The 13,246-nt window shown below is 38.0% G+C and carries 12 protein-coding genes; 6 read left to right on the top strand and 6 right to left on the bottom strand.

Going from position 1 to position 13,246, the window contains the following annotated elements; all coding sequences use genetic code 11:
• Positions 1–2: 2 nt before the first annotated feature.
• The gene (gene rsmE / locus DK858_RS04170; protein WP_109396339.1) at positions 3–734 is read right to left on the bottom strand and encodes a 16S rRNA (uracil(1498)-N(3))-methyltransferase; all 732 of its coding nucleotides are present in this window, start codon (positions 732–734) and stop codon (positions 3–5) included.
• Positions 735–985: 251 nt separating this feature from the next.
• Here rsmE and DK858_RS04165 point away from each other — a divergent pair, with 251 nt between their 5' ends.
• Positions 986–1,639, top strand: a complete 654-nt coding sequence (locus DK858_RS04165) for a prepilin peptidase (RefSeq protein ID WP_109396338.1) — start codon at positions 986–988, stop codon at positions 1,637–1,639.
• Positions 1,640–1,745: 106 nt separating this feature from the next.
• Here the strand turns inward: DK858_RS04165 and DK858_RS04160 are convergent, their stop codons facing one another.
• Together DK858_RS04160 and DK858_RS04155 are read right to left on the bottom strand one after the other, a co-directional pair.
• Positions 1,746–2,414, bottom strand: coding sequence for a DsbA family protein (locus tag DK858_RS04160; RefSeq protein WP_109396337.1), 669 nt, complete (start codon positions 2,412–2,414; stop codon positions 1,746–1,748).
• Positions 2,402–3,274, bottom strand: coding sequence for an MBL fold metallo-hydrolase (locus DK858_RS04155; protein WP_109396336.1), 873 nt, complete (start codon positions 3,272–3,274; stop codon positions 2,402–2,404). Before DK858_RS04155 ends, DK858_RS04160 begins: the two co-directional genes overlap by 13 nt.
• 105 nt (positions 3,275–3,379) lie before the next feature.
• Here DK858_RS04155 and DK858_RS04150 point away from each other — a divergent pair, with 105 nt between their 5' ends.
• Entirely contained in the window at positions 3,380–4,300 is a 921-nt protein-coding gene (locus DK858_RS04150) for a LysR family transcriptional regulator (RefSeq protein WP_109396335.1), read from the top strand.
• Here the strand turns inward: DK858_RS04150 and DK858_RS04145 are convergent.
• Positions 4,277–5,203: a LysR family transcriptional regulator gene (locus DK858_RS04145; protein ID WP_109396334.1), complete on the bottom strand. Its 927-nt coding sequence runs from the start codon at positions 5,201–5,203 to the stop codon at positions 4,277–4,279. The two genes, DK858_RS04150 and DK858_RS04145, sit on opposite strands and share 24 nt — an antisense overlap.
• Before the next feature lie 112 nt (positions 5,204–5,315).
• Between DK858_RS04145 and lysA the strand changes: the two genes are divergently transcribed.
• Entirely contained in the window at positions 5,316–6,557 is a 1,242-nt protein-coding gene (gene lysA, locus DK858_RS04140) for a diaminopimelate decarboxylase (protein WP_109396333.1), read from the top strand.
• A gap of 108 nt (positions 6,558–6,665) precedes the next feature.
• Here lysA and fadE read toward each other — a convergent pair whose 3' ends face one another.
• The gene (fadE, locus tag DK858_RS04135; protein ID WP_109396332.1) at positions 6,666–9,113 is read right to left on the bottom strand and encodes an acyl-CoA dehydrogenase FadE; all 2,448 of its coding nucleotides are present in this window, start codon (positions 9,111–9,113) and stop codon (positions 6,666–6,668) included.
• Positions 9,114–9,351: 238 nt separating this feature from the next.
• Between fadE and lpcA the strand changes: the two genes are divergently transcribed.
• Positions 9,352–9,930 carry a D-sedoheptulose 7-phosphate isomerase gene (gene lpcA, locus DK858_RS04130; protein WP_109396331.1) on the top strand — a complete coding sequence of 193 codons (579 nt, stop codon included), beginning with the start codon at positions 9,352–9,354 and terminating at the stop codon, positions 9,928–9,930.
• Between the two features lie 53 nt (positions 9,931–9,983).
• Positions 9,984–10,751 (top strand): class II glutamine amidotransferase, encoded by a 768-nt coding sequence (locus DK858_RS04125; protein WP_109396330.1) that lies wholly within the window; start codon positions 9,984–9,986, stop codon positions 10,749–10,751.
• On the opposite strand, the gene DK858_RS04120 is transcribed toward DK858_RS04125, so the two are convergent.
• Positions 10,722–11,489 carry a L,D-transpeptidase family protein gene (locus DK858_RS04120; RefSeq protein ID WP_109396329.1) on the bottom strand — a complete coding sequence of 256 codons (768 nt, stop codon included), beginning with the start codon at positions 11,487–11,489 and terminating at the stop codon, positions 10,722–10,724. The two genes, DK858_RS04125 and DK858_RS04120, sit on opposite strands and share 30 nt — an antisense overlap.
• Positions 11,490–11,904: 415 nt before the next feature.
• Between DK858_RS04120 and DK858_RS04115 the strand changes: the two genes are divergently transcribed.
• Entirely contained in the window at positions 11,905–13,245 is a 1,341-nt protein-coding gene (locus DK858_RS04115; RefSeq protein ID WP_109396328.1) for a Na(+)-translocating NADH-quinone reductase subunit A, read from the top strand.
• Position 13,246 lies beyond the last annotated feature (1 nt).

The raw sequence follows: 13,246 nt of genomic DNA, 5'->3' as shown, positions 1-13,246 counted from the left end.
CTTTATCCCAGATCGCCGAACCGAACCTGTAAAGCGGTGATTGCGGTGAGTGCTGTTGTTTCAGTTCTTAATACACGAGGACCTAATAAAATATCAGTAAAATGGTGCTCTGTTGTCATGGCGATTTCTTCAGGGGAAAGTCCACCCTCCGGGCCAATCAATAAGCGCACTTTTTTAATCGGTAAGGGTAAGGTATTAATACTTTTGTTAGCTCGAGGATGTAAATTGAGTTTTAAACTACCATCATCTTGAGCACACCATTCTTCTAATGACATCACGGGCATTAATTGTGGAATGCTATTTCTGCCACATTGCTCACATGCTGAGATAATAATTTTTTGCCATTGCTGATGCTTTTTCTCTAAACGGTTGGGGTCAAGTTTAACACCACAGCGTTCTGAGATCAGTGGCGTGATCGTATTAACCCCTAACTCAACTGATTTTTGAATAGTAAACTCCATTTTTTCGCCGCGAGAAAGCACTTGCCCTAAATGGAGGTCGAGAGGGGATTCTTTATCATCAACAATGCCTTCATTAATTTGCACAGTGACTGACTTTTTTGTGCTTTCTATGATTTCAGCATCAAATACCTGATTTGAACCATCAAATAGAGCCAGTTTTTGCCCAGTAGACATTCTTAATACACGCCCAACATGATTAGATGCTTCTTCATCTAATGCTGTTTGAGTACCTGCTGTGAGTGGTTCTGGATGATAAATGCGAGGAATACGCATAACGTGAAACCCTTACGTAAAAGATGGTTAACCGTGATAAATAAAATATGTGATATGCATCATACGCATGACATTATGGCATGCAAGTTATCACTTTGCTTTTGTTGTTATTATAGCGCGGATCTTATTGCGTGTTTTGTCGCAAAATTTCATGTTTTCATTGTTCTCATAAAGAAAATTCTCGGTATTAAATTGATCTTCTTATACAGTCGCTTAGCAAGGATAACGAGGTTTCTAAGGAGTAGATATTTATGCTATTAAAGCGCTTTTGTTTTATAAAAATACCTTTGCTTTCTTTTTTGCATGATTTTTTTGTTTTTATTAAGTTTTGTCTGCCTTTTTCACTATTATTTCTGTTACCTAAAACTCGCCGTAAACAACTTGTTATAAGCTATATTACTGTTTGTTTATATTGGTTTTTTTCAATTAATTCACTTTCTTTATTAATATTACTTTCAATATTAAGCTTTTATTTGTTAATACTCTCTTTCTTTGATGCGGACTATTTTCTTCTGCCTAATACATTGACTTATTGGTTAATATTTTTAGGGTTATTGTGTAATTATACCGCATATGGATTAGTACCTTTTGATCATGCTTTTTATGGTTTTTTAAGTGGTGTGGGGCTTTTTTATAGCATCTATTTATGGGGATATTTTATCTGTCAAAAATGTGTTTTAGGCTTTGGTGATGTGAAATTATTTGGGGCTATTGGAGCATGGTGTGGATTAGAAAAGTTGCCCTATATTCTTTTACTAGGTTCTTTTCTAGGATTAAGTATTTATTGTGCAGTATTAATCACGATAAAAGATCGTATAAAAAAAGTGGCATTTGGTTCTTGTCTTTCATTTTCGACATTAATGGTATTAAGCTTCTACTTTTCATCTTATCACTCCATTAATTAATTGATTTCAAGGTTTTTTATTAGAAATTTATAACAAAAACACAAAATAGTAAGAATAGAACTCAAGAAGGCAGTGTGCGGAAATTAATCAGCACACTGAAAGAAGATTATAGGTTGTCTTTTATAAATTGCTGCCAACGTTTTGTATCACCTAAATAATTTTCAACTGATATCAGGCGATATTTTTGATTATCTTCAATAAATAAAGTTGGAAAACCGCGACCATTAACTTGAGCCATTAACTGTTGTGTCTGGTTTAAATGTTGTTGAATATGTGTTTCACCAATCTCAGTTATTAATGATGCAAATTGTTCAACATCAAAGCCAAGTTTTTTCACAATAAATAGCAGTGTATCTTTATCACTGATATTTAAGCCATCAAGGTAATAGGCCTCTTGTAACGCTTTTAATAAATAAACATCCCGCTTTCCCATTATTCCAGCAACAATAATGGCTGAAATAGGTAGTAGTGAGTTTAATACCATCCCAGTGTTGCCAAGAGTGTCTCGGTATGCGTGACTAAAAACTTGGCCTGATAATTGACTAATACGCTCATCAATTGGTGTGACATGCTCTTTCCATGATTGACCACCGGTTACGGCTCTTGCTGGTGTAAACAATCCACCACCATGTAATTTAATGGAATTTGGAAAAGCATTGTTTACCATTTCAATGAGGGGCGCAATGCCGTAGCACCAACCACACAGAGGATCATAAACATAGTGCAATATTTTAGTACTTTGGGTATTACCTGAATTGCTTGCTACTGGGGCCATTGCATCTCTCCTTTTAGTACTTTTGCACTAAGTTCTAGGCTTGATTTATCTGCTAAATTCTGATGATTTTTTTCCATCGCAGCAATGAATTCATCTGAATTTTTTGTTTTTTCAAGATTTTTCTCAGCTTCAATAAGATAATTTATTGTGAAGTCAACAGCTTGTAGATCATAGGTTGCTTTTGGTAAATAGTGACCTGGAATCACCGTTTTTGGGGATAGTGCTTTTATTTGTTGTAACGCACTAATCCAATGTTGGCGTTCTTCCACAGTCTGAGTGTCTGCTAACCAAACATGAATATTTTCAGAAACTAAAACGCCTCCCATTACTGCATTAAGTTTTGGAACATAAAGGTATGTTCTATCTGGAGATTGTCCGTCTAAACCTTTGACTGAAATGGTTTCACCTTCTAGCGAAAAACTATCACCTTTTAGTACTTCAGGAAGGATGATTTTCTGAGGGGCATTTTCTTTAAGTACAGGTCCCCAGTAGGCAAGTTTTCCTGCTTGAGTTTCATTAATGGCTTTAATTGTGGGTTCTGTAGCAATCACTTTGGCATTTGGAAAGGCATCCGTAATGACATCTAACCCAAAATAAAAATCAGGATCAGAATGGCTGATATAGATATAAGTCAGGTTTTTTCCAGAGGCTTTTATTTTATCAACCAACGCTTGTGCATCATTTTTTTGAAATTGTGCATCAATTAAAACGGCATCTTTATCGCCATAAATTATTTCAGAAGAGACAGGAAAAACACTCGCTTCCCCAGGGTTGTAAATATCTAATGTTAAATCAGTTGCTAGTGTTGATGTTGCGAAGAACGCAGTCGTTGCAAGTGTTAAAGGAAGTAATTTTTTCATCTTTTGTTTTCTCCATAATGTTGTTGCTGACTATAATATGTTGCATAAAACAAGAGAAAAACCCTATTTTAGGCAATTGATTGTTGCGTAAATCGAGTAAATAGAATGGATAAAATAAAAGCATCAGAAGTGTTTGTAACCATTGTGAAGCAGGGGAGCATGATAAAAGCGGCTGATTATCTAGGTATGTCTAGAGCCATGGTGACGCGTTATTTAAATGAAATGGAAGAGTGGGCAGGCGTTCGCTTATTGCATAGAACGACACGTAAACAAAGCTTAACATCCGTTGGTGAAATGGTTTATGAGCAGAGTTTACAGCTATTAGAAATGGCTGAACGTATTCCCGCCAATATTCCGAAAGAACGTCATCAAATCAGTGGGCTTGTTCGTATTACCAGCTCACAATCGTTAGCAAATAGTATTTTGTCAGTGGCGATATGTGAGTTTATGCAACGTTATCCTTTAATTGCGGTTGATTTACAAATTACTAATCAAACCGTGAATTTGGTGGAAGAACGGATTGATATTGCCTTGCGTATTACCAATCACCTTGAACCTAATTTAATCGCACGTTCGCTAGCGACATGTCTTTCGGTGGTGTGTGCTCATAAAGATTACTTAGCAAAAAAAGGCATACCTCAAACGCCCGATGAACTCGCTCAGCATCAATGTTTAACTTACCGATTTTTTGGTCGTAGCTTGTGGGAATTTAATTTAGGTGATGAACGTTATTCAGTGCCTGTTGGTGGTAATTTAAGTGCAAATGAATCCGTTGTTTTATTGCAGGCTACGTTAAAAGGAGCGGGTATATCGCTACAGCCTTATTATTCTGCCAAACCTTATCTTGATAATGGAGACTTAGAACAAGTCTTGTCTGACTATCAAGCTCAACCCATGGGTATTTATGCGGTTTTAGCGAGCCGGCAAAATATGCCTGCCGCTGTCAGAGCATTGTTGGATTTTTTAGTTGAATGGTTTTCATCATCACCGTATTGGTTTGCTTTATCGGGCAAAAGCTTGAGTTAGTCGTTTGGGGTAATCTGATAATGCCTCTTTCATTACATCAATAAAATAGGAAACAAGTTGTGATGAAGGGCGATGTGATGGGGTAATTAAGCTGATGGTAAAGGGGATAGAAAAACTTAAAGGGCGAAGACAAATAGACTTATCTAAGTAATCAAGAGCAGTGATAGGGTTAACTATTGAAATGCCGATATTTTCGCTTACCATGGCACAAATAGAGGCTGCGCTTTGCGTTTCCATCACTAGTTGCCGCACAATTCCATCTTTAATAAAGACGGTGTCAATTAATTGTCGGTAGCTATCATTGGCAGACAAGCTAATAAAGCGCTGACCTTGAAAATCCGCAGGGTATAACAATCGCTTTTTGCATAATGGGTGAGATTTGGGTAACACCGCGACTTCATTGAGTGTAAGTATGGTTTCTTGTTGAGTTCCGGCTGGTGTTTGTGTGTGTTCAGTCAATCCTAAATCATAATGTTGAGCAGATAACCACTCTTCTAATAAAGGAGATTCTTGAGGAACAATGGTTAAGTTGACATCAGGATATGTATCTAGAAATTGTCGACATATTGAAGGTAATAATGATTGAGCAAATGCGGGTAAGCAGGTGATATTCAATTCTGCTTGATTAAAATAGCGAATGTTTTCAGCTGCGTTAATTATTCTATCTAAGCCATAATAAGAACGTTGCACTTCCTCAAAAAAGCGTAATCCTTCAGCTGTGGGTTGTAAACGGCCTTTTATTCTATCAAATAATTTAAATGCTAATAGATGCTCAAGACGAGATAATTCTCTACTGACAGTGGGTTGTGATGTTTTCAGTAACTCTGCGGCTTCAGTAAGATTTTGAGTGGTCATCACGGCATGAAAAATTTCAATATGTCGCCAAGTAAAAGGAGTTTTCATGATCTATTCCTATATCACAGATGAATAGAGTGTAGCTTATTTGATATTTTTATTCCCTTTTAAGTTAATAAATAATGATTTTATTCACCTGTGACTTTTATGAGTAGATAACATGACAACATCAATAACTATGGCTCAATACCAATTAGCACAAACTTATGGAACGCCATTATGGATTTATCAAGGCGATACAATTTCTCAGCGTATTGCCCAGCTTAACTCTTTTGATGTGGTTCGCTTTGCTCAAAAAGCGTGTTCCAATATTCATATCTTACGTTTAATGAAAGCACAGGGTGTGAAAGTTGATTCTGTTTCATTAGGGGAGATTGAACGTGCTTTAGTCGCGGGTTATCAAGGTGGCAGAGAAAAAAGTGAAATTGTTTTTACTGCTGATTTGCTTGATGAAAGAACCATTGAACGTGTTGTTGAGTTAGATATTCCTGTTAACGCAGGTTCTATTGATATGTTGCGTCAATTAGGTGAACGCAACCAAGGTCATGCGGTTTGGATAAGAATTAATCCTGGATTTGGGCATGGGCATAGCCAAAAAACCAATACAGGTGGTGAAAATAGTAAGCATGGTATTTGGTATGAAGATGTGCCTGAAGCATTAGCAGTGATCCAACAATACAATCTAACGCTAGTTGGTTTTCATATGCATATTGGCTCAGGTGTTGATTATCAACATCTTTCTAGTGTCTGTGATGCGATGGTAGCGCAAGTGCTTACCTCTCAAGTTGATATTCAAGCTATTTCGGCAGGTGGTGGATTATCAACGCCGTATCAAGAGGGGGAGGCAACAGTAGATTTAGAACACTATTTTTCTTTATGGGATAAAGCACGTCAACGTATCGCACAACATTTAGGGCATGCTATTGAGCTTGAAATAGAACCGGGTCGTTTCTTAGTGGCTGAATCAGGTGTATTGATTTCACAAGTGAGAGCTGTTAAATCAATGGGAAGCCGTCACTATGTGCTGGTGGATGCTGGATTTAGTGATTTAATGCGTCCTGCAATGTATGGCAGTTACCATCAAATTTCAGTTTTAGATAACCATGGTCAAATTAAACCAATGACAGAATTACAAGAGACAATTGTGGCTGGTCCTTTGTGTGAGTCTGGCGATGTTTTTACTCAGCAAGAGGGCGGTATGGTTGTTCCTCGTTTATTGCCTCAAGCACAGGTAGGTGATTATTTAGTTATTCATGATACAGGGGCTTATGGTGCTTCAATGTCATCAAATTATAATAGTCGACCACTTATTCCTGAAGTATTGATAACAGAGGGTGTTCCTCAATTAATTCGTCGTCGTCAAACAATAGAAGAGTTATTAGCATTAGAGTTAGATCTCTAATTCATTTTTTGCTTCTCAATAATTTGGCTTGTGTAAAAACACCTCATGACTAAAAGTGATGAGGTGTTTGTGTTTTATCAGAGGAAACCTTTCCCTTTATATCTGTTGTTAAGCGGCTTTGTCTGTTTTGATTAGGTCAGCTTTCGGCTTTTTTGCAGGCACCGCCAATGCATCAAAGTCAAACTCATCAACATTGATACTGCGTAAGCGACTCTGCTCTGCTTTACGTAAGATATCAGCTTCTTCTTGGGTTACTCGTTTATCTGCTAGTGCTTTGTCCGCTAATTTATCTAATTGAGTAAAGCTAAACTTCTTCTCATAAAGTCGACAAATTCGGTCGAAAATAGGCTCTGCGGCTAAGATATCCAGTAGTGCTTCTTCCATTAAGCCATGCGGATTATGTTCACTAGGTGTTAAGTATTGACCTCTACCAATTCGATCACGAGTTTCAGACGGTTGTTGGATTAGTTGCGCGACTTTGCTATCTAATTTATCTGATGGTAATTTTTGAGCTTTACCCAGAGGGAAAATAATTGCACGCATCGAGCCTGCGATGACACGGCTTGGAAAATTGCGCAATAGTTCATCAATTGCATTTTCAGCTTGGTATAAACACTCTTTTACGCTCCAATGCACGAGAGGTAAATCTGCGGTATGGCGACCTTCATCTTCATAACGCTTTAGTGTGGCTGATGCGAGGAATATATGACTTAATATGTCACCTAAACGTGCTGAAATACGCTCACGACGTTTTAAACTTCCACCTAAAACGCCCATTGAAACATCAGATAATAGCGCCATATTGGCACTCAAACGGTTAATTTGTTGATAATAACGACGGGTTTCATCATTAGTGGGGGAATTACTTAATCGACCATTAGTGATACCCAACCATAAACTACGCAGAGTATTACTTATTACATGACCGATATGACCAAATAAAGCACGGTCAAAATCATGTAGGTTATTGTCTCGTGCAGCAGCAATTTCATCTAATACATAAGGATGGCAACGGATAGCACCTTGACCATAAATTATCATACTACGAGTTAAAATATTGGCACCTTCAACAGTGACCGCAATAGGGGAGCCTTGGTAAGAGCGAGCAACAAAGTTTGAAGGGCCAAGACAGATCCCTTTACCTCCAACAATATCCATTGCATCGATAATCCCTCGTTGCGCTCTATGAGTACAATGATATTTGACTATGGCGGATAATACGGCAGGTTTTTCACCTAACATAATACCTGTAGTAATTAAGGTGGATGCAGCATCTAAGAGATAAGCATTTCCAGCAAGGCGAGCTAATGGCTCTTCAATACCTTCCATTTTACCAATAGGAATTTTGAATTGACGACGGACACGAGAATAAGCCCCTGTTGCCATAGCTGCACTTTTTAATCCACCGGTAGAGTTTGATGGTAATGTTATGCCGCGTCCGACAGAGAGACATTCCACTAGCATTCTCCATCCTTGTCCTGCCATTTTTGGTCCACCAATAATGTAATCGATAGGAACAAAAACATCTTTACCACGAGTCGGTCCATTCATAAATGGTACGTTTAATGGGAAATGGCGATGACCGATTTCAACACCTTTGACATTAGTTGGAATTAACGCGCAGGTAATACCTGGGTTTTCATCATTGCTTAATAGGTGGTCAGGATCACGTAATTTAAATGCTAATCCTAATACAGTCGCGATAGGAGCAAGCGTGATATAGCGTTTGTTCCATGTTAAACGAAGGCCAAGTACTTGCTCACCTTGCCATTCTCCCATACATACAACTCCACTATCAGGGATAGCGCCAGCATCGGAGCCAGCTTCAGGGCTTGTTAAGGCAAAGCAAGGAATTTCATCCCCTTTGGCTAAACCTGGTAAATAGCGTTTTTTCTGTTCATCAGTGCCGTAGTGTTGCAGTAGTTCACCGGGGCCTAAAGAGTTAGGTACACCAACGGTAATGGCTAAAATGCCAGACACTCCCGATAATTTTTGTAATACGCGTGACTGAGCGTAGGCTGAAAACTCTAACCCGCCGTACTCTTTTTTAATGATCATCGCGAAGAAGCGATGATCTTTAAGGTATTGCCAAATTTCAGGAGGTAAATCAGCTAATTCATGAGTGATCTGAAAGTCATTTGTCATGCGACAAACTTCTTCAACCGGTCCATCAAGGAAAGCTTGCTCTTCAGCTGTTAGCTGTGGTTTAGGGTAATTATGAAGTTGTTTCCAGTCGGGAGCACCACGGAAAAGCTCACCTTCCCACCATGTTGTTCCTGCATCAATAGCTTCTTGTTCTGTTTTAGACATAGAAGGCATGACTTTTTGAAATGCTTTAAGTGCCGGTACTGAGATATAGGCTCTACGAATAGAAGGGATAGTAAAGGGTAATAAAACCAATGCAACGGGAAGGAGTAACCAATAACTCCAAATATTGGCGAGACCCATAACGAATGTATAAGCAATAAGCGCAAGACTACTTACTGTGATACTGAATTTGCGATAACTAAGTACGCCAATAAGAACAATAAAAAGTACGATACTGAGTAGTGTCATAATAAACTCCTGCATTTGCCAAGAGATCAGAGGTCAGACCTGTTGTTTGTTATTTAGATCTAATTCAGTCACCAACTTTTATCAATATATTTACATTCTAATTACAATATAGCTCACAATTTATTCGTAAATGAGAGAAGTTAGCATTTGTCGATCATAGGTATCTTCTTTCATGACATTTAATCCGTTACACTGAGAAACAGAAAATTTCGATTACCCTTTCTGGAGTAAAAATCCTATGTACCAAGATCTTATCCGTGGTGAATTAACTGAAGCAGCAGATACGCTTTCTCGTTTTCTTCAAGATGATGTAAATATTGAAGCTATTCAAAAAGCTGCAGTGTTATTAGCCGATTCTTTTAAAGCCGGAGGTAAAGTATTATCTTGCGGTAATGGTGGCTCTCATTGCGATGCAATGCATTTTGCAGAAGAATTAACTGGACGCTATCGCGAAAATCGTCCTGGTTATCCTGCTATTGCTATCTCAGATGTAAGCCATATCTCATGTGTAAGTAATGATTTTGGCTATGAATATATCTTCTCTCGTTATGTTGAAGCTGTAGGTAAAGAAGGTGATGTTCTGCTAGGTATTTCAACCTCAGGTAATTCAGGCAATATCATCAAAGCAATTAGTGCTGCGCGTGAGAAAGGCATGAAAGTCATTACGCTAACCGGTAAAGACGGCGGAAAAATGGACGGTACAGCTGATGTTGAAATTCGTGTACCTCATTTTGGTTATGCTGATCGTATCCAAGAAATTCATATTAAAGTTATCCATATTCTGATCCAATTAATTGAAAAAGAAATGGAAAAATAATTTGTTGATATTGCTATAAATTAGCAATAAACATCGGCAAGAAGGAGTGAGCGATGTGTGAATTGTTAGGCATGAGTGCAAATGTACCGACAGATATTAACTTCAGTCTAAGTGGATTAATTCCAAGAGGTGGTAAGACAGGACCTCATAAAGATGGTTGGGGAATTACTTTCTACGAAGGATTAGGATGTCGTACATTTAAAGATCCTCAAGCTAGCGCAATTTCGCCAGTCGCTCGCTTCGTGCAAGAATATCCTATTAAATCAGAGGCGGTGATAGCTCATATTCGTCAAGCGAATCGAGGGAATGTCTCTTTAGAAAATACCCATCCTTTTACCCGTGAATTATGGGGAAAAAATTGGACTTATGCGCATAATGGTCAACTAAAAGGTTATCAATCTCTTGATACGGGTCGTTTTAGAGCTATAGGGCAGACGGATAGTGAAAAAGCTTTTTGCTGGATCTTAAATCAGCTCGAGAATCGTTATAAACGTACCCCTGTGAATTGGCCTGCTGTATTCCGTTTTATCGCTGTTTTAGCCTCTCAATTAAAGCAAAAAGGGGTTTTTAATATGCTGTTGTCAGATGGTCGATTTGTGATGGCATATTGTTCAACAAATTTACACTGGATCACGCGTAAAGCGCCTTTCGGCAAAGCCAAATTACTTGATCAAGATGTAGAAATCGATTTTCAACAACACACACAATCTGATGATGTCGTTTCAGTGATTTCAACATTACCATTGACTGGGAATGAATCTTGGCAACGTATTCCCGAAGGTGAGTTTGTCTTATTTGATCGTGGTGTGCGTATTCTCTAACCATTTGTTTTCACTATTTTGTGATAAGTTAAGTACGGGATTTACACTATTAGGTGAAGCCAAAGTGCTATTAACGAAATAACGCCCATTTTGAACAGTAATAGATGGGATTTGTTTGTATTCTTCAACATATTGGTAGGCTGGCATAAGTTGTTGCCAGAAATCCATATCTTTTGAATACTGATGTTTTTTCATATTTTCGGCAGTCATTTTAAATGGAAAAATATGAATATTAATCGTAGATTGACCTCTTTGTAGCGCCAATTCAGCATACTGATAAATTTCATCCATCACCGGATCTGTCATTGCATAGCAACCAACTGATTTACATGCGCCGTGGATCATTAAAAAATCGCCAGTGTATCCTTTGGATTTATCATATTGATTAGGAAATCCCAGGTTAATAGCTCGGTAAAATCGACTGTTCGGATTTAATTGTGAGAAATTAACCTGATAAAAACCTTCCGGACTTTTTAAATCACCTTGAAACTTTTTAGGTCCAAGCCCTCCAGAATAGCTACAAATAGGGTAGGTACGTACTTTTTCTAATTGCCCATCTAATTTTTCCGTATACAGTTCAAGCAAACTTTCTTCTTTGAAAATTTGAATATAGATAGGTTGACCTGTACTTTTTTTAACAGGTTTCATTAGAAAACTTGAATTATTTTCAGCGTTAACTAATAAAGGAATTAACATTAATGTTAAAAAACTGATTAGTTGTTTTGCGTGACTGGTCATGGTTTTATCGGAAAAATAGCTTAAAATTTGTTGATAAAGTAGATAGTAGATTGCTATGAAGCAATAAAATTGTAAATTAAAATCTGATATAGTTTCTTTTCTTTTACAAAATATTCTGTGTGAAATTTAATCGCTAGTCGAAAAAGATGATATTTTAATTCGGTTTATACGAGTTGTTAACGTTTCAGTCAAAATAATATTCCCATTTGCTTGAGCTAAATCACTCGAATAGTCAGACAGGCTTAGGCTGAGATGATAAAATTCAGTTCGGCGGAATAAGAGAAAATAGTAACAATTATCGGAGATAAATAACTTAGGGTTCAAAAACACCTTAAGATGTTTTTATTACAGAGTCGCTACATTTTCGGGGTGAATTTGTAGCTTAGGGTTTAACTGATAAACTTGTGCAAATCTTATGATTAAAATTAAAAAAGGACTCGACCTCCCAATTGCAGGAGCGCCTGCCCAAGTGATAGAAGACGGACCCGCTATTCGACGCGTAGCATTGCTAGGTGAAGAATATGTCGGTATGCGTCCTTCTATGATGGTTTCGGAAGGTGAGCATGTAAAAAAAGGGCAAATTCTTTTTGAAGATAAAAAGAATCCCGGTGTTGTTTTCACCAGCCCTGCTTGTGGTAAAGTCGTTGAAATTAACCGCGGCGAACGTCGTGTGTTCCAATCTATCGTTATCGAAATTGATGGCGATGAAGAAATCACCTTTAACCGTTATGATAGCTCAACGCTTTCAGACCTGACCCGCGAACAAGTCGAAACTAATCTTGTTAATTCGGGGATGTGGGCTGCGTTAAGGACTCGTCCTTATAGTCGTACTCCGCATTTAGGCACAACACCTGTCGCCATTTTTGTCTCTGCGATGGATACAAATCCGCTTGCAGCAGATCCTATGGTTATTATTGAGCAAAATGAGAAGGCATTTAATGATGGCCTTGTTGTTTTAACTCGTTTAACTGAAGGCAAAATTTATGTTTGTCATGGTGAAAAATCACCGACAAAATTAAATGACGGACAAATTAGCTATAACCAATTTGTGGGTCCACATCCTGCTGGATTAGTTGGTACGCATATCCATTTCTTAGAACCTGTGAGTGCTAAGAAAATGGTTTGGCATTTAAATTATCAAGATGTCATTGCTATTGGTTATCTGTTTACAACAGGTTCTTTATATACAGAACGTGTTGTTGCATTAGCTGGCCCTCAAGTAAAAGCACCTCGTTTAGTGCGTACTCGTTTAGGGGCTGATCTCTATGAGTTAACTAAAGATCAATTAGTTGATGGTGAGAATCGCATTATTTCTGGCTCTGTATTATGGGGATGGAAATCTGATGAGGCTCATCACTATTTAGGTCGTTTCCATAACCAAGTTTCTATATTACGTGAAGGTCGTGATAAAGAGTTATTTGGTTGGGGGATGCCGGGTTGCGATAAATTTTCTATCACTCGTACGACTATCGGTCACTTCTTAAAAAATAAACGCTTTGCATTTACAACCACAATGAATGGTGGTGAACGTTCGATGGTACCAATTGGTAACTATGAGCGAGTAATGCCTTTAGACATTATGGCAACGCATTTATTACGTGATTTACTTGTAGGTGATACAGACAGTTCTCAAGCTTTAGGTTGCTTGGAGTTGGATGAAGAAGATTTGGGATTATGTACTTATGTTTGCCCAAGCAAATATGAGTATGGCCCAGCACTGCGCCAAGTATTGACCAAAATTGAGCAGGAAGGGTAAC

The sequence above is a fragment of the Proteus faecis genome (genome assembly GCF_003144395.1).
In the GTDB taxonomy this organism is placed as follows: Bacteria; Pseudomonadota; Gammaproteobacteria; order Enterobacterales; family Enterobacteriaceae; genus Proteus; species Proteus faecis.
The sequence above is the reverse complement of the archived record's forward strand: the minus strand, read 5'-3'. Positions and strand labels throughout refer to the sequence as shown.